This window comes from Rothia mucilaginosa, from assembly GCF_901875305.1.
Lineage (GTDB): Bacteria > Actinomycetota > Actinomycetes > Actinomycetales > Micrococcaceae > Rothia.
This window is the reverse complement of record NZ_CABFLY010000006.1, coordinates 24,940-42,185: the sequence shown is the minus strand read 5'-3', so window position 1 is coordinate 42,185 and position 17,246 is coordinate 24,940. Positions and strand designations below refer to the sequence as shown.

The 17,246-nt window shown below is 62.2% G+C and carries 12 protein-coding genes and 1 tRNA gene; 8 read left to right on the top strand and 5 right to left on the bottom strand.

Annotated features, from left to right (window positions below):
- Positions 1–12: 12 nt before the first annotated feature.
- Positions 13–1,455: a 3-isopropylmalate dehydratase large subunit gene (leuC, locus tag JX292_RS07485; RefSeq protein ID WP_204863134.1), complete on the bottom strand. Its 1,443-nt coding sequence runs from the start codon at positions 1,453–1,455 to the stop codon at positions 13–15.
- 523 nt (positions 1,456–1,978) lie between these two features.
- Between leuC and JX292_RS07480 the strand changes: the two genes are divergently transcribed.
- Positions 1,979–2,788 (top strand): IclR family transcriptional regulator, encoded by an 810-nt coding sequence (locus JX292_RS07480; RefSeq protein WP_204863271.1) that lies wholly within the window; start codon positions 1,979–1,981, stop codon positions 2,786–2,788.
- Positions 2,789–2,917: 129 nt separating this feature from the next.
- On the opposite strand, the gene JX292_RS07475 is transcribed toward JX292_RS07480, so the two are convergent.
- Together JX292_RS07475 and JX292_RS07470 are read right to left on the bottom strand one after the other, a co-directional pair.
- Complete coding sequence (locus JX292_RS07475) at positions 2,918–4,828, bottom strand: GTPase (protein ID WP_204863132.1); 1,911 nt, start codon at positions 4,826–4,828, stop codon at positions 2,918–2,920.
- 76 nt (positions 4,829–4,904) lie between these two features.
- Complete coding sequence (locus tag JX292_RS07470; RefSeq protein ID WP_204863121.1) at positions 4,905–6,734, bottom strand: GTPase; 1,830 nt, start codon at positions 6,732–6,734, stop codon at positions 4,905–4,907.
- A gap of 387 nt (positions 6,735–7,121) precedes the next feature.
- Between JX292_RS07470 and JX292_RS07465 the strand changes: the two genes are divergently transcribed.
- The 7 genes from JX292_RS07465 to epsC all read left to right on the top strand — a co-directional run bounded on the left by JX292_RS07465 (position 7,122) and on the right by epsC (position 15,025).
- Entirely contained in the window at positions 7,122–7,982 is an 861-nt protein-coding gene (locus tag JX292_RS07465; RefSeq protein WP_204863118.1) for a DUF6318 family protein, read from the top strand.
- A 188-nt stretch (positions 7,983–8,170) separates the two neighbouring features.
- Entirely contained in the window at positions 8,171–9,394 is a 1,224-nt protein-coding gene (locus JX292_RS07460; protein ID WP_239653691.1) for a DUF6318 family protein, read from the top strand.
- A gap of 282 nt (positions 9,395–9,676) precedes the next feature.
- On the top strand, positions 9,677–10,546 hold the full coding sequence (locus tag JX292_RS07455) for a DUF6318 family protein (protein ID WP_204863116.1): 870 nt from the start codon (positions 9,677–9,679) through the stop codon (positions 10,544–10,546).
- A 134-nt stretch (positions 10,547–10,680) separates the two neighbouring features.
- Positions 10,681–11,679, top strand: coding sequence for a DUF6318 family protein (locus tag JX292_RS07450; RefSeq protein ID WP_239653690.1), 999 nt, complete (start codon positions 10,681–10,683; stop codon positions 11,677–11,679).
- 192 nt (positions 11,680–11,871) lie between these two features.
- A complete protein-coding gene (locus JX292_RS07445; RefSeq protein WP_204863114.1) occupies positions 11,872–12,636 on the top strand; it encodes a DUF6318 family protein in 765 nt (254 codons plus the stop codon).
- Positions 12,637–13,202: 566 nt separating this feature from the next.
- Positions 13,203–14,138, top strand: a complete 936-nt coding sequence (gene cysK / locus JX292_RS07440; RefSeq protein WP_204863112.1) for a cysteine synthase A — start codon at positions 13,203–13,205, stop codon at positions 14,136–14,138.
- A gap of 302 nt (positions 14,139–14,440) precedes the next feature.
- Positions 14,441–15,025, top strand: a complete 585-nt coding sequence (epsC, locus tag JX292_RS07435; RefSeq protein WP_204863110.1) for a serine O-acetyltransferase EpsC — start codon at positions 14,441–14,443, stop codon at positions 15,023–15,025.
- A 192-nt stretch (positions 15,026–15,217) separates the two neighbouring features.
- Here epsC and gndA read toward each other — a convergent pair whose 3' ends face one another.
- Both gndA and JX292_RS07425 read right to left on the bottom strand, forming a co-directional pair.
- Positions 15,218–16,690 carry an NADP-dependent phosphogluconate dehydrogenase gene (gndA, locus tag JX292_RS07430; RefSeq protein ID WP_204863108.1) on the bottom strand — a complete coding sequence of 491 codons (1,473 nt, stop codon included), beginning with the start codon at positions 16,688–16,690 and terminating at the stop codon, positions 15,218–15,220.
- Between the two features lie 175 nt (positions 16,691–16,865).
- A tRNA-Val gene (locus JX292_RS07425) sits at positions 16,866–16,938 on the bottom strand.
- Between the last annotated feature and the right edge of the window lie 308 nt (positions 16,939–17,246).

Below are 17,246 nucleotides of genomic sequence, written 5' to 3'. Positions count from 1 at the left end.
GTCGGTGGCGTATTACGCCAGAACGTCGGACGGTGCGGACAGGGTACCGCGCACGGCGGTTGCGGCGGCGACCACCGGGGAGACCAGGTGGGTGCGGCCGCCCTTACCCTGGCGGCCCTCAAAGTTACGGTTCGAGGTGGAGGCGCAACGCTCCCCCGGTGCCAGCTGATCGGGGTTCATACCCAGGCACATGGAGCATCCGGCAAATCGCCAATCGGCACCGAAGTCCTTGAAGATTTTGTCCAGACCCTCTTCTTCAGCTTGTGCGCGCACCTTCTGGGAGCCGGGCACGACCATCATGCGCACGTTCTCAGCGATGGTGCGGCCGCGCACGATATCGGCGGCGGCACGCAGGTCCTCGATGCGGGAGTTGGTGCAGGAACCCAGGAAGACGACGTCCACGGGGATTTCCTTCATGGGGGTACCCGCCTCCAGGCCCATGTACTCGAGGGCGCGGGTTGCAGCGACCTTGTCGTTCTCGTCCTCGAAGTCGTCGGGGAACGGCACAGACTGGCTCAGCGGCACGCCCTGGCCGGGGTTGGTACCCCAGGTGACGAAGGGCTCGAGCTCGTCGGCATTGATGAAGATTTCCTTGTCGAAGACGGCACCTTCGTCGGTGGGCAGGGTCTTCCAGTACTCCACGGCCTTGTCCCACTCTTCACCCTTGGGGGCGTGCGGGCGGCCCTTGATGTACTCGAAGGTGGTCTCGTCGGGGGCGACCATGCCGGCGCGCGCACCCGCCTCAATGGACATGTTGCACATGGTCATGCGGCCCTCCATGGAGAGGGCGCGGATTGCGGAACCGCGGTACTCGAGCACGTAGCCCTGGCCGCCGCCGGTGCCAATCTGCGCGATGACGGCGAGGATGATGTCCTTAGCGGTCACGCCGGGCTTGAGGGTGCCCTCAACGTTGATGGCCATGGTCTTGAAGCGTGCCAGGGGCAGGGTCTGGGTGGCCATGACGTGCTCCACCTCGGAGGTGCCGATGCCGAAGGCCAGCGCGCCGAACGCGCCGTGGGTGGAGGTGTGGGAGTCACCGCAGACGATGGTCATGCCGGGCATGGTCAGGCCGAGCTGCGGGCCGACCACGTGCACAATACCCTGTTCCTTATCGCCCAGAGAGTGGATGCGCACGCCAAATTCTTTGGCGTTGCGGCGCAGGGTCTCAATCTGGGTGCGGCTGGTCAGGTCGGCGATGGTGCCGAAGATGTTGTCGGTGGGGGTGTTGTGGTCCTCGGTGGCGATGGTCAGGTCGAGGCGGCGCAGAGGTCGGTGCTCGATGCGCAGGCCCTCGAAGGCCTGGGGTGAGGTCACCTCGTGCAGAAGCTGCAGGTCAATGTAGAGCAGGTCGGGCTTGCCGTTTTCGCCGGGGACGACGACGTGGGCGTCCCAGACCTTTTCGGCGAGGGTGCGCGGACGAGCGTCCGCGGGGTGTGCGTTCTGTTCGCTAGTCATAGTTTCTCCTGCTGTGATGCGTTGCTACGGTGTGGGGCGCGATGGTCGCGGGGTGGTTTCGGATTCTTGAAACGGAAGGTAGGGAGCGGATTATGTACCCGCAACTACCGTCAATCCAGTATTTTCCTGCGGCGTGTCGCATAAATTTTCATGAGTTCTTAGCCCGTGAGACGGACTGAAGCTCACCCTGAGTACCCCGTATTTTTGTGTGGGTTTCACTCGTGAATCTCTCAAAAATTCACGGTTTTCCCGGTAACGAGCGGGGATTTTCGCATATTATCGACAAGAAACCCACATAAACACTTATTGTGAAACACTCATAATTTACACCGAAGGCGGTCCTTCAATCTTCGACTCTGCACACCTATGAGTCCACAAAGTCCGGGTTATCTTTCATATTCTGAGATAGAATAAAGGAATGACTCCTTCCGCATCACGTTTCAGCGCACACGGAATGCGTCACGTCAACGCATCCACACAACACAACGCACCGATCATCGACCCCGTCAAGCCCCCCGAGCACATGAACGCCGATGAGCAAGTGGTAGAGGTACACTCCCACGGTTCCTCCGGCGTGGGTGTACTCGACAAGGCCACGCTCATCCTCGACTGCCTCGAGGCCGGCCCCGTCTCCCTGGGCGACCTCGTCAAGGCCACCGGCCTGGCCCGCCCCACCGCACACCGCCTCGCCGTAGCTTTGGCTCACCACCGCCTTGTGGCACGCGACGTGCAGGGCCGCTTCATGCTCGGCCCGCGCCTGACCGAGCTGGCCTCCGCCACGATCTCTGACGAGCTCACCACCGTGGCCAACCCGATTCTGCAACAGCTCAGCCTCGACGCCGACGAATCCACCCAGCTGTACCGCCGCCAGGGCGACTGGCGCGTATGCGTCGCGACCTCCCCCCGCCCCTCCGGCATGCACGAATCCATCCCCCTGGGCACCCAGCTGTCCATGCAGGCCGGCTCCGCCGCGCAGGTGCTGCTGGCGTGGGAGGACCAGAACCGCATCGTTGAGGGCCTGCGCGACGCCCACTTCAGCGCCGCCATGCTCGCGGCCGTTCGCCGCATCGGCTGGGCACAGTCCGTGGGCGAGCGCGAACGCGGCACCGCCTCGGTTTCGGCCCCCGTGCGCGCGCCCGGCGGCAAGGTGATTGCGGCCGTCTCCATTTCGGGCCCGATTGACCGCATGACCCGTCAGACCAACCGCAATTACCCCGAGCTGGTCTTCAAGGCCGCGCACGCCATCACCGAGGGCCTGCGCGAGCTTTCGGCCTCGCACGAACACGTTGATATCGAGGCGGAAAACCACGCAGAGACCCCCGAGATCGGCTAGTTTTAGCGGCGCCTCAAACAGCACCACGCAGACTAACTAATAGTCCCTCCCCACCATTTCGGTGGGGAGGGACTATTTGCGTCCGGGCAGGTGTGCGCCGGGCCAAGCTATCCGCGCCCGAAGATTCCGTTAGGGCCGAATCTGAAGCGCTGAACGGTAGGCCTGCAGTCGCTGAGCCTCCGCCTGCACCGGTTCGATAACGCAGGAGCGGACCGCCCCCTCAACCCCCGCGTTCAGGCGCACACGCAGTCGGCGGGCGTAGCGCCGGGCACCCCAGGCCGTCAGCAGTCGTCCCAGCCCGGCGGCGGCAATACCCAACAGCACGCCCAAGATAACGAGCAGGGTCGGCAGTGGCACCGGGAACCCCTCAGGAGCAGGAGGCGGCGGCAACTGAATCTGCAGGTACCCCAGCCCCGCAATGAGGGTCAGCCAGGCCACGCCCGCCAGGGCACTGAGCAGGGCCAGCCACTGCAACACATTGAAGACCGTCCACGGGGCACGCTGGCGGCCGCGCGTGTAGTCGATGCGCGCAATGTCGCGTTCAATCAGGGTCGGCAGCTCGGACTCCCGCGAGAGGGCCGCCTCACTGAGGGAACGCTTCCAGGGCTCGCCCACGTTCTGCCCCATGCGTGAGCCGTAGCGGCGCACCGCGTTAGCCATGTTTGCCTTCTGCGCGGCGCTCAGCGGAGGCAGTGAGGGGGCCACGAGCTCGGGAGCGGATTCCTGGGCAGGTTCGCCCAGCATCCCGGGGTTCGAGGCCTCGGCCCCCTTCTTACGCCCGTTCTTCGCCTCGCTCTTTGTGTCGTTCTTTCCCGCGGAACCGGTCCCAAGGTGAAGGCGGCGTAGCGGGTCAGCCTTCAGGCGTCCCATCCAGCGCGTAGCAATCCAGCCGGTGCGGGTGCGGGCCGCGCGGCGGTACGACTCGGTTGCCGCCTCCAAAACCTGGGTGGCGGGGCTTGCGTCGTAGCAGGCCTGCGTCAGCTCCCGCTCGGCGGTCAGCGCGTCAGCTCCGGTCAGGGTCGTTCCCTCTCCCCCGGCATAGGCGCGCAATTCGCTGGCGATGGCGTACAGTTGGGCGTCCGTGCTCTGCAGCGAGGCGCTCTTCGCGGCGGCCACCTGGGCCAGCAGGTCGCGGAGCGCATCCATTCCCTCACCGGTTCGAGCCGAGAGGGCCAGGGGCGGAGCCAGCAGGTGACGGTCGGTGCCTTCGGCCTGCATCAGGTGCGTCAGGGAGGCCAGCACGGCGGGCACCTCGGAGGGCGCAAGCTTATCGGCCTGGTTGAGCACACAGAGGGTCTGCGCGCCGGAGGCGGCCAGCGGCACCATGAACTCGCTGTGAATCACCGCATCAGCGTATTTTTGGGGGTCTACGACCCACACGAGCACGTCCACGTAGCGCATCATGCGGGCGGCGAGTTCGCGGTTGGCGGTGGTGACGGAGTCGAAGTCCGGCATATCCAGCAGAATCAGGCCGCCGGTGCGGGTGCGGGTTTCGCCGCGGCCCACCATGCGTCGGATGCGGTTAAAGAGGCCCGGGACCGGTTCGGTCACCGCGTTGGGGGCGGACTGTGCGCTCGCAGCGTTCGGCGTCTGCCTCTCGACGTCCCGGATAAATTCCGTGCTCTGGGGGTACACGCGGTTTTCGATGCCCAGCCAGTCCAGTAGTTCGTCGCTGTCCTCGGCACCCCAGACTGCGGCCTGCACCGCGGAGGTCGTGGGACGTGTGGGCGCAGAGCGGGCGATGGGGTACCCAGCCACGGCGTTGAAGAGCGTGGATTTGCCGCTGCCGGTCGCACCGAAGAAGCCGATGATGGTGTGCTCGGTGGAGAGCTCGCGGCGGCGGCTCAGGCGTTCGAGGGCCTCGGAGGCTTCGAGCACCACGGGTTCGGGGAGGCGGTCGCGGCCGTAGTCCAGCGCGTCGTTGAGGCTCGCGACGGCCCGTGCGAAGGTTGAGACAGCCCGGGGAGCCTGGGGAGTCCGGGGATCCTGGGGTTCCGCCGGCGGGTTCGGGCGGTCGCCTCGGGGATTGTGGGTGGTCATGGGTGGGCTTTCTGGAAGGTCTGGTGGGTGCTGGGGTGGTGGCGATAGTGCCGGTACCGGAAAGAGGTTACCGCGGTTAGGCACTCTCGGTGGTCATAGCCTCGGCGAGCGAGTGCACGCTACGGGCCGCATCCCACACCGTTTCGGCGGGTACCTCGGGTTCGGTTTCTGCCAGCACCTCGGTGCAGGGTCGCCCGTGTTCGCGGAGCAGGGAGCCCATGCGTTCGAGCAGGTCGGTACGGGCCCGGGTGGCCATGCGGCGCACGGCGTCCTCGCCAAAGATGGATTCGAGGAGCTTGGCGCCGACCACGCCGCTACCGCCGGCGATGCCGACCTCCACGCCGGTGAGGCCTCCCGTGAGGCTGAACGCGGCGACCATCATGAGCACGGCCACGGCGTTGACGCTCAGCGAGAGGAATCGGGCGCGCTGGCGCTTGCCGGCGCCTTCCTCGCGAATCATGTCGAGTACTGAGGCCTGCCAGAGGCGGATTTCCGCGGCCACGGCAGCCGAGAACTCCTCCTCGGGTGAGGTACCGGCGGGCGAGGCGCTACCGGTCGGGGTAGGGGCCGCGTCCAGACGCTGTAGCAGGGAGCGGCCGGCGCGGGTTGCACGCCAGCGAGCGCGGGTGCCTTCGGAGGCGCGGGCGGCGGCGTCCATGGCCACGGCGTAGATGCCGGTTTCGAGGGCGTCCTCGACCTTTTGTGCGGCGGCGGGCTGGCCTCGCAACGCTGATCCTACGCGGTCGCGTAGGCGGCCGATGGTGTTGTCGAGGGAGCGGAAGAAGTCGCCGGTGCCTACGAAGTCGTGCCAGCGTGAGAGCACCTCGCCGCGTAGCAGTGAGCCATCCGAAAGCGCCGCATCAATGCTTGTCAGAGCCTTTTCGTACTCTTCGGCGGCAACCAGGGTCAGGGCGTGGTGGGAGGCCTGCTGCCGCTCCTGCTCGAGGGCGAGGGTGCGCAGGTTTCGGGCGAGAGTCTCGACGGTTCCGGCAAGCGTCGTGCGGGCGATGGCGGCGCGGGCGGGTGCGTCAGCTCCGAGCTCGCGAATCCACAGGGTAAGCGGCGCCAGGCTGATGGGGTTGATGAGCCCCCGCTCGTCGCGTGGCTGTTCGGTCACGGTGTGAATCAGTACGGCCTCGATTCCGGCCTCGCGGAGCATGCGGCGCAGGTCGGTCTCGATGGCTTCTTCGTCCCCTTCGGGAACGCGGTTGAGCACCACGGCGATTGTGATGGAGCGCGCGGCCGCCGCGTGGAGCAGTTCCCAGGGCACGGCGTCGGCGTAGCGGTTGGCGGTGGTGACAAAGAGCCACAGATCGGCTGCGGAGAGCAGTTCCTTGGCGAGGGTGCGGTTTTCTTTGGAGACCGAGTCGATATCGGGTGCGTCGATGAGCGCGATACCGCGCGGCAGGGCCGCCGTGGGCACGGGGACGAGGGCCTGCGGGACTAGCGGGTCGGCACCGGGTAGACCCTCCCCCTTCTGCACGCGGGTGCGGGGCAGGGTCGGTAGAAAACGGTCGGGAGCTAGGGCGGCTTCGTCTTCGGCGCGGTAGAGCAGCACGGGGTGGCGGGTGGTGGGTCGAATTGCGCCGGATTGGGTGAGGGGTTCACCCAGCAGTGTGTTGACCAGGGTGGACTTGCCGGCGCCGGTGGATCCGCCGACCACGATGGTGAGCGGGCTGTCCATGCTGGCGCTGCGGGGCAGGATGTAGTCGTCAAGCTGCCGGGCCATAGAGGCGATAAAGGCCCGGGCGGAGGCGGTTTCTATCGCTGCGGATGTGGCTTCGCGAGCGCTGCCGTGCCCGTCCTGGTGAAGGCCGATTTCTTCGGGGTCGACATCCAGTGAGAAGGGGATTCGAGTGAGGAGTTCGCGCACTGCCTGAAGCTGCGCATAATCGGTGGTAGTCACAGCGTTATTGTCCCACAGCCCGCATCATCACACCGTTGAGGGGGTGAGTGAAGGCTGTCGTAGGGGGTTATTTCTAACACATTGGTTCGTTTACTCCCACCCCATATGACAGAGAAAAATAAAGATTTGATAACTTTTTACGCTCAGAGGCATATACCCGCGTGATGATCCTCGAAAAGTCCCTAAAATCGTGTGACACGACGTATAACTTTCGGGTTGGGGCGCGGTTCACTCCCGCGCTTCCTGTCCCGTGTATACGGTGCGCGCCAGTTGATGACCACCCGGTGCACGCCCGAATTCCCCGTACGGTTCGCCGCGAGGTTTTCACCTGCCCGCCGAGCCGTGGGGACTTATTCTGCCCGTACACTCTCACCGCGAAAGGTCTGCATGCCCGATTCGCTCTCTCGCCGCCACCTTCTGGCGTTCTCATCTGGGGCGGCGTTTAGCGTGCTCGCAACTGCCTGCGGCGCTTCTTCTTCTCACGTCACGACGCCTAACGGTACGGCCTCGGTTGGTTCAGCCCCCGAGCCCGTTGCTTCCCCTCGTCCTGCCTCAGTCGTTGTCTCTCGTGGTGTCCGTCGTACTGAGCCGTTGCCGGCGTCAGCTCTGGATGGCCGCGGCCCCGTGATTCTTCCCGACCGGTACTTCGAGCGTGACGGGGTTTTCTCCGCCGGAACGCTCAGTCATCGCGCCCTCAACGTCCCCCGCCCTCGCAAGCCCGAGGAGATAGGTGAGCGTAGCGTTGAGGGTCTGCACACGTTCCTGCAGTATTGGAGTGCCTCGCAGAACTATATGTTCCTCACCGGTGACACTGAGCCATTTATGGATCTGCCCGGTCAGGAGCGTTTCAACCATATGACCAACATGTACCGCGATATTTACCGCTACAACATCGGTTGGCTTGTGTCGAAGAATAGCGTGCCCATGTGCATTCACCTGGACAGTGCTCAGCCGGTTCCTGTCTCGACGGCAGATGTGTACTGTTGGAAGGCCACGCTCAAGGTGGATGAGGCGGCGTTCCTCTTCAATCACGAGACGCTTCAGCGTGAGCTCCTCACCAAGGTGTACGGCCATAAGTCGCAGGCTGATGTTTACGTGTACTTTGGTGAGGAAGGCTGGCAGATGCTGGAGGACCCGCAGGCTTCTCCCAGCGCGACCGCCACCCCCTCGGCGGATTCGAGTGCGCAGCCAACCCCCAATGCGACCCCCTCAGCAAAGGCCACCCGGTATCTTCAGGGATCCGCATAAACCCTCCCACCATAGGTGACATAGGGCACGGACGTGGGGGTTTATTTGTGCGCCGGGCGTGAACTCTATAGGCTTAGGGCTATACGGGCTTCACGCCTATGTTTCCTTCAGCACTGATGGGGCATCGCGTGCAAGCTTCTAACACACCACCGATACTTCCGTTTCACATCATGTTCGAGGGGATCACTATGATTCACAGCCGCCGCCGTTTCTTTGCCGTCACGGGCACCGCAGCGCTGGGTGCGATGCTTGCCGCTTGCGGGTCGAAGAGCGCTTCGACGGCCACCGCCTCCGCCACTGCTTCCGCTACGATTGCCGGTGCGTACGACAATCTTTCCGGCGAGTTGAAGTGGACTAAGTTCATTCCGGGCCATGGTGCGTCCGCTATCAGTAGCACCGACCCGACGACCGGCGAGGTGTACACGATTGAGCCGACCGCGGGCCCTGCCTCGGTGGATGCTAAGGCGAGCTCCGTGCCGATTCCCGTTGAGGATGACACCATGTACGACAAGAATGCCCGCGGCTTGCGTGCGACCTTTGCGTACTTTGCGGCGGCCGTGGACTATGCGCGCGCCACGGGTGACACGGGCCCGGCCCTGCAGGTTGTGCATCCCGATAACACTCCGCAGCGCGCCTCGCTGGAGAAGCTGCGCGTCTTCTATGCACCCGGCACGAACTGGATTGTGGATGGTGGCTGGACCTACCGTCTGACTGAGAAGCAGCCGGTTACGCGCGGCACGAAGTATTCGTGGGCCTGCTCGGTGACGCAGGCGCACGGACTGGTGGTGGAAAAGGCCACCAACACGACCAAGCCTCTGGAGAACACCGAAGCGCAGGATATTACGGCCCTCTACGCTGAGTATGACGAAGAGGCGAAGCGTTGGACGGTGATTTCGGCGCAGCAGTACGATCCGTCGATGACGCCGAAGCCGACGCATACCTCGCGCCCGCAGCCCTCCTCGACCTACACGCCGACAGTAACAGACGACAGCACCGCGGCCGCGCACACTGGTTCGGGTGCCGCTACCGGTTCGGGTTCTCATGCTAATACGGGTGGTTCCGCACGAACCGGCGCCAACGGTGGAGCGCAGAGCGGAACGGTTCAGAACGGCGGTGCGCAGAACGCACCGGCTCAGGCCCCTGCCGGTCAGGGTGGAGCCGCTCAGAACGGCGCGACCAATACCGGTGCCCAGAACGGTGGGACTCAGAATGGTGGCGCTCAGAATGTCCCCGCGCAGAATGGCGCAACTCCCGCGGCTCCGGCCGGTCAGCAGAGTGCTGAGGCTCCGGCCCAGCAGAATCCGGTGCAGCAAAATCCTGCGGCTCCCACTGCCGGTGGTGCAGCGGATCGTCCCGCGGGTGATACTCCTGCAGTAAACCCCGCTACGGCCGAGGCTCCGGCGGCTCGATAGCCCCTTCAGAAGGCAAACGGTTGGGGAGGTGCCGCCTTCACAGACCCAGCTCACAGACCCAGTCCCACCCATCTCGCGGATGTTACGGCGGGCGGTGGGCGGTACATCACCCCCTGTGCGGCGGTAATGTACCCGGCCGCGGGTGCGGGTGCGCGTTATACTTAGGACTGTCTCGTTCGACGGTGATTCGGTACCGGTTGCCCGGTATCGTGTGCCGTCCTCCGGGCGTCCCTCTCACTCCTTCATTCCTCTCGTATGAGAGTTACACGCGAAAGGCACTCCGTGGCACTTTTCCCTCATGCTTCCGGGCAGTCCCCCCGTTCCGCGTCCGGTCTGAGCCGACGTTCCGCTCTGCGGTATGCAGGAGTCGGTGTTGCGGGCGTGTCGCTGAGTGCTCTGCTGGCGGCCTGCGGTGGCAGTTCTGCCCCCTCTGCTTCGGCTGACCCTGATGAGCCGGTGGTGACTCCCTCTGCGTCGGCGCGCACCGATTTTAGCGGTGAGGTTACTTTTGATCATTTCGATTCCAAGGGTGAGTTCGTGGCGGCCACGGAGTCCGCTCCGGCGCAGAATGTGCCGGTGCCTAAGCGTCCTGAGAGTGCGGCGCAGAACTCGGTGCAGGGCCTGTATGATTCGATTGCTTTTGTCTACGCGGCGATTAACTACCTGGTGCTGACCGGTGACCCTGCTCCCTTGCGTGAGTCGAAGGCCGATGAGAAGTTTATTTCTTCCCTTTCGATGTTTATGGATGAGGGTAACGTAAGCTCCCAGGCGCGTGACTGGTATGTATCGCCGAAGGTGACGTTGAAGGCGTACACGGCGCTTCCGACTCTCGTGAAGAAGAGCGTTCAGTGGACCTTTGACCTGGCGATTGATTTGGGTCCGACCATGGTTTTGGATGGTGCTCCGGTGTCGATTCCTGAGAAGGAGCGCCGCATTGAGCGCGGTCTGGTGGTCACGGGTGTGCGCATGGAGAGTGACTGGGCTTTGACCATTCAGGATGAGTATGAGGTTCAGGCTTCGGCTTCGGCTCCGGCTAACGGTGGTGCGGCTAACGGTGGTGCGGGCTCGCAGACCGACGGTAATGGCGGTTCCGGTAACGGCAATCCTGGTAACGGTAGCTCCGGTGGGAGCGGCCCCAACGATAATCTCTAAATCTTTGCCGAATGGCGCCCATGCCCTAACCTGCCCGTCGGGTTAGGGCATGACTTCTAGACGGGCCTGTGATCTGCGGATGGTTCCGTCGTGTATCGTGCCCCCATGCCCCATCTATGTGAGGTGTATTTCCGATGATTTTCTCTTCCGGTTCTTCCGATTTTTCTGCTTCCTCCGTTTCTCCCGCGTCCGTTCGGATTTCGCGCGGTGTTTCCCGCCGTTCTCTTATCCATGCGGGACTGGGCCTGTCGGGCTCGGCCGTGGCCGCGGCGTTGCTGAGCGCTTGTGGTTCCTCGAATTCGGGGTCGCAGAAGCAGGGTGGTAACCAGGGTGGTAGCCTCTCGGGTTCGAAGTCGAGTGCTAACCCGAATGGCTACACTGACGACGGTAAGAACTACTCCGGGACTGTGGAGTACACCCATTTTGAGGGCGCTATGAACTATGAGCCGGGTACTGTTGATCATCCGCCGCGTAATGCGCCTAAGCCACAGGTGACCGATGCGCTTTCTGCGAATACGGTGACGGGTTTTCACGAGGCGATTGCGTACTTTGCGGCGGCTATGGATTACCTGGTGAAGACCGGTAGCGCTGAGGCGTTCTCGACGGGTACTACGCTGGCGTCGAAGACCCGTTCCGAGGTGGACGCTCTCTCAGAGTCAATCCTGGCGGGTGTTAAGAAGGGCTCATGGTATGTGAACCCCGCGGCTTCTTACGCTCTTTCGAGTGCGCAGCCATCCATTATGAGCGACGGCAACCTGCTTTTCAAGGGTCAGTACACTCTTGATTTTGGCGCGGAGGCGGTTGCTGAAGGCAAGGTGCAGCCGGTGGTGAACTCCGCGAGCCCCTCCGCTTCGGCGTCGGCTGAGGCCACCGAGCCTTCCGAGGATGCGCTGGTTTCCGGGCAGGCTACTAGCGCCTCGGCTTCTCCTTCTGCTGCGGGTCTGGCTTCTCAGGTGACGGTCCAGGAGTGTGATTTCCGTGGACGCTACCACTCTGATTCGAAGGTGTGGGAGCTGAGCGTGGTGTACGGTGCTACGTTGCGGGGCGGGTCGGCTTCCGCATCGGCTTCAGCAGGTGCTTCTGCCGCTTCTGCCGTGGTGAGTTCTGCGGCGGGTTCCCCATCTGCTTCCTAGTCTGTACTCAATTCGAAGGCCCGGATTGCGGCCTGTTCCTGCTTGTTGGTTCCTCCAGCTGGTTTTCTATTCCTGGCTTGCCGAACGAGATGCTTCTCACGCGGCCCCGTCTCCGGGCCGGTCTGGACTCTGTATTGAGGCGCGTTTGCGGTTAAACTGGTTGCAATCACCGAATGTCTGAAAGGTATCACTATGTCTGAGATTCTGACCCGCCGCGCGGCGTTGGGCGTGCTGGGCGTCAGCTCCGTGGCTCTACTGGCAGCCTGCGGTTCGAAGGCTTCGTCTGAGGCTTCTGCGTCCTCTTCCTCCGCAACTCCTGAGGCGACGACGGCCTCGGCTAGCGCCTCTGAGACGGTGTCTCCGAGCGCTTCCGCTTCGCCTTCGGCAAGTGCCACGGCGACCGCCACGAACTCGCCGCTACCCAATGATGATAAGGATTACCGTGGTGTAGCAAAGTTGGAGAAGCTGGAGGAGCACGGCGAGTACCAGCCGGGTAACGCTGAGCATCCGCCGCAGAATGCGCCGTCCCCGATTGTTCCGGAGAGCATGCATCAGAATTCAGTGGCTGGTTTTGCTTCGGCTCTAGCTTATTTTGGTGCAGCGTTTGAGTATCTGTTGCGCACCGGTGATATGCACTATATGAACGAGGTCAGTACTGATCAGAGCACTCTTGCGGTGATGAAGAAGTACGCGGATTCCACTAAGTCTGGTATTGATGAGAAGAAGACCTGGTATGTGAATCCGACCGCTACGTTGACCATTGAGACGAAGCAGCCGGTTCTTGCTCAGGGTGCGTACAACTGGACTGTGACCCTGAATGTTGATTTGGGTGAGAAGCTGTTTAAGGACGGCAAGGAGCAGACCGTGGCGGCTGATAAGCGTCACGTGAAGATGTTCGGTGAGGCTGTTGGTCGTTACCTGAACAATAAGTGGGATTTGCATATGGACATCAACTAGTCCGTTTGCCTCTCGCCTGTGGCCCGGGTGTTTGTTTTGAGGATTTTTCGTTCTGTGGATGCGCTTTTGGGGTTGTCCGCGGGGCGTATTTTGGGGGCTTGAGCCTTCTGTTATGCGGGCCGCAGATATTTTTTCATTCTGTAGCAATAAAATAGCCGTTCTGGACTTGCGGTGAACGGGGTTCACCACTACTCTTATATACAGAGGTTGTCTTTTTGGGCTACATAATGTTTCAAGAAAGCACCGCGCACTCTCCGTGAGGGAGAGCCTTTAGGACGAAGGTTTTGCGCGGTGCTTTTCTTTATGCCATTTGGGGTACTCACCGATGGCCCGGTCACGGCACGGGTTGAGGGGAGCAATCCGGCCCGGCTGAAGTAGCACTGGAACGTCCCGTTGGGGCGCACCCCTGCTAGCGTCCTCAGTCATGAAAAGTCATGTTACGAACTGTGACCGCAGGTTTAAACCTGCCGCCGCCGAGTAGTAGAGTGTCCACGTACCCAAATTATTCACTGGGGAGATGGCCTATTCCGGTAGTCCCCTCCCCCATGCTCAGAAGGAGCACCTCCATGGCAAAGATTGTCAACAGCATCGTCGAGGCTATCGGCGAGACTCCCCTGGTCCGCCTGAACCGTCTGGACGAGGGCCTGCCCGGTAACGTTGCCGTCAAGCTCGAGTTTTACAACCCTGCAGGCTCCGTCAAGGACCGTATCGGCCGCGCCATCATTGACGCCGCTGAGGAGTCCGGCGCGCTGAAGCCCGGCGGCACCATCGTTGAGGGTACCTCTGGTAACACCGGTATCGCCCTGGCCATGGTCGGTGCGGCTCGCGGCTACCACGTCATCCTGACCATGCCCGAGACCATGTCCGCTGAGCGTCGCGTTCTACTGCGCGCATACGGTGCGCAGATTGTGCTGACCCCCGGTACCGAGGGTATGCGCGGCGCCGTGGAGAAGGCTCAGGAAATCGTTGCCAACACCGAGAACGCTATCTTGGCTTCTCAGTTCTCCAACGAGGCTAACCCCGCCATCCACTACAAGACCACCGGCCCCGAGATTTGGGAAGCTACCGACGGCAAGGTCGACATCTTCGTGGCAGGTATCGGTACCGGCGGCACCATCTCCGGTTCGGGTAAGTATCTGAAGGAGCAGAACCCCAACATTAAGGTTGTCGCTGTGGAGCCCAAGGACTCGCCGTTGCTCTCCGAGGGTCGCGTTGGTCCCCACAAGATTCAGGGTCTGGGCGCTAACTTCATTCCCGAGACCCTTGACCGCGGTATCTACGACTCCGTGACCGCCGTCAGCGGCGATGACGCAATGCGCACCTCCCGCCAGCTGGCTACTCAGGAAGGTATCCTGGGCGGTATTTCTTCCGGTGCGGCCGTCTGGGCAGCTCTGGAAGAGGCTAAGAAGTCCGAGAACAAGGACAAGCTGATTGTGGCTGTCGTTCCCGACTTCGGCGAGCGTTACATCTCCACCGCTCTCTACGAGGACATCCGCGGCTAATAGGCCCCAATTTTAGGCGGCTCTCTAGGTAGAGGCCACCATCTAGAACAGGACGCAGTGTTCGACGCTCCGCCCCGGTGTACATACCGTTGCACACTGGGGCGGAGCGTTTGCGTCCCTGCCGCTCCTGGGCCCGTTGGAGCCTCAAATATTACGTTCCGTGCACAATTGTGACCGCGATGTTAAAGAGAGCGTTCACTATGACGACGACCGGGTGCGGGAATAGGTGAATGAGCACCGTTGTTGGTACCTTTGGAAAGGTCGCACACTCAGAGCATGACCATTGAGGGAAAGGGAACCCCATGAGTTTTATTGCGCGTCTGCGTGAAGATATTGAGAACGTCCGCCAGCATGACCCCGCTGCCCGCGGCGCTGTCGAGATTGCTCTGAACTATTCGGGTATGCACGCCATCTGGGCGCACCGTCTCACCCATAAGCTCTGGCAGAAGGAAGAGACGAAGTCGCTGGCGCGTACTCTCTCTCAGGTCGCCCGTTTTCTGACCGGCGTAGAGATTCACCCGGGCGCCACGATTGGCCGCCGCTTCTTCATCGATCACGGCATGGGCATCGTGATTGGTGAGACCGCTGAGATTGGCGACGACGTAATGCTTTACCACGGTGTGACGCTGGGCGGTCGTTCCCTTGAAAAGGTGAAGCGTCATCCGACCATCGGCGATCGGGTCACGATTGGTGCCGGCGCGAAGGTGTTGGGTCCGGTAGAGATTGGTGCCGATAGCGCCATCGGCGCGAATGCTGTGGTGGTCAACGATCACCCGGCTGATTCGATTATTACCGGCATTCCTGCGAAGCACCGCCCGCGTACCCCGGAGAAGAAGAAGCCTCTGGTGGACGCTGTGGAGTACATTGACCCTGCCATGTGGATTTAGCGCTTCCTAGCTTTTTAGACCCTTAGAGGAGCCTTAGAAGGCTCCTAGCCAACATCTGTGGCCCCTCTCCCCCACGCCCACGGTATATTTCTTTATCACCCCGCACAACGACATATCAAAAACATAACGAAGGCCCGCCCGGTTGGATGTGAAATCCAGCCGGGCGGGCCTTCTACGTTCAGCTATAAAAGTTTAGTGAACGTGGATATCCGCTGCGTTCGCCTCAGAACGGTCACCGCTCCACATGGTGTGGAAGGCGCCCTCTTCGTCGATACGGCCGTAGGTGTGCGCACCGAAGAAGTCGCGCTGGCCCTGAATCAGGGCTGCGGGCAGGCGGTCGCGGCGCAGGCCGTCGTAGTACGACAGTGCGGATGCGAACACTGGCACAGGGATGCCCAGTGCGGTAGCCTTGGCCACAACGCGGCGCCAGGAGGGAACGAGCTCGTCCATGAGGTTCTTGAAGGCGGGGGCGAGCAACATGTTCGCGGGAGCCTGATCAGCGTAGGCGGCCATGATGTCGCCCAGCAACTCGGCGCGGATGATGCAGCCGGCGCGCCACAGCGATGCGATGGTGTCCAGCTTCAGGTCCCAACCGTACTCCTTGCCGGCGCGGGTCAGCAGGTCCATGCCCTGTGCGTATGCAACGAGCTTGGATGCGAAGAGCGCGCGGCGCACATCCTCGACGAACTCGGGGTCGCCGGCGCCCACACCGGTGGTGGCAATCAGGCCGGCGGGTAGCTCGCGCTGAGCCTGCTCGCGCTGCTCACGCTCGACGGAGGACAGGGCGCGAGCGAACACAGACTCTGCGATGGCGGAGACGGGGGAACCGAGGTCCAGGCCGGCCTTAGCGGTCCACAGGCCGGTACCCTTCTGACCCGCGGCGTCAACAATTACGTCGACCAGCGGCTTGCCGGTCTTGGCGTCCACCTGTGCGAGCACCTCGGAGGTGATTTCAATCAGGTAGGAGCTCAGCTCGGTCTTGTTCCAGGCCTTGAAAATCTCTGCCTGCTCAGCGGGCTCGAGGCCAGCCACGGAGCGCAACAGGTCGTAGGCCTCACCAATCACCTGCATGTCGGCGTACTCAATGCCATTGTGGACCATCTTCACGAAGTGGCCCGCACCGTCGGTGGAGATCCATGCGCAGCAGGGTGCGCCGTCCTGGGGTGCCTTAGCGGCGATCTTCTCGAGCATGGGACCGACGTGCTTGTAGGACTCGGCGGAGCCGCCGGGCATCATGGAGGGGCCCCAGAGGGCGCCTTCCTCGCCGCCGGAGACACCGACGCCCACGAAGTGCAGGCCCTTCTCTGCCAGTGCGCGCTCGCGGCGGATGGTGTCAGGGAAGTGGGAGTTACCGCCGTCGATGATGATGTCGCCCTCGTCCAGCAGGGGGGTGAGCTGCTCAATCACGGAGTCGACGGGGCCGCCCGCCTTCACCATGATCAGGATGCGGCGGGGAGATTCGAGGGAGTCGACGAGTTCCTGCAGGGACTCGGTACGAATGAAGTCACCCTCTGCACCGTGCTCGGCGAGCAGGGCGTCGGTCTTCTCAGCGGAACGGTTGTGCAGTGCTACGGTGTAGCCGTTGCGTGCCAGGTTGCGGGCGAGGTTTGCACCCATGACAGCAAGGCCGGTTACACCAATCTGTGCCTTCTTGTTTTCAGTCATGTATATAAGGATACGCGCTCAGGGCGGGGCATACCCGTGATGCGGACCATTTAATACATTTAGCCGCGCCAATCAAGGGATTTCGGGAACGAGTCGACCTAAATTGGAGGAGCCTACCAGCGCGGAGAAGATGGTATAACAAAACCCCGGTACCGTATGGTACCGGGGTTAGCGGTGGGTCCTACCGGGATCGAACCGATGACATCCACGGTGTAAACGTGGCGCTCTACCAGCTGAGCTAAAGACCCGTAATTCTTGCTGACTCTCTACCAGCTGAACACAAGGTAATACTATACAGACCGACTTATGGGCGCGCAAATCATCTATACGTGTTCTACATCTCACAATCTTGGAGCAGGCTGCGGATTCAGCAATCAGCACCCCATACAACCCCACAAAACACAACTCCCTCAATCCACCCAATATCCCAATAAAAGGCGGCACTTCGCGGTATTTCCATTCCCCCGGTTCCCCCTTGATATATAGGTTCACTTAGACCTTATCACCCCTCTTTTGCGCCTCGTTTTCCGCAATGATGCCCAGAGTGCGAAACCAA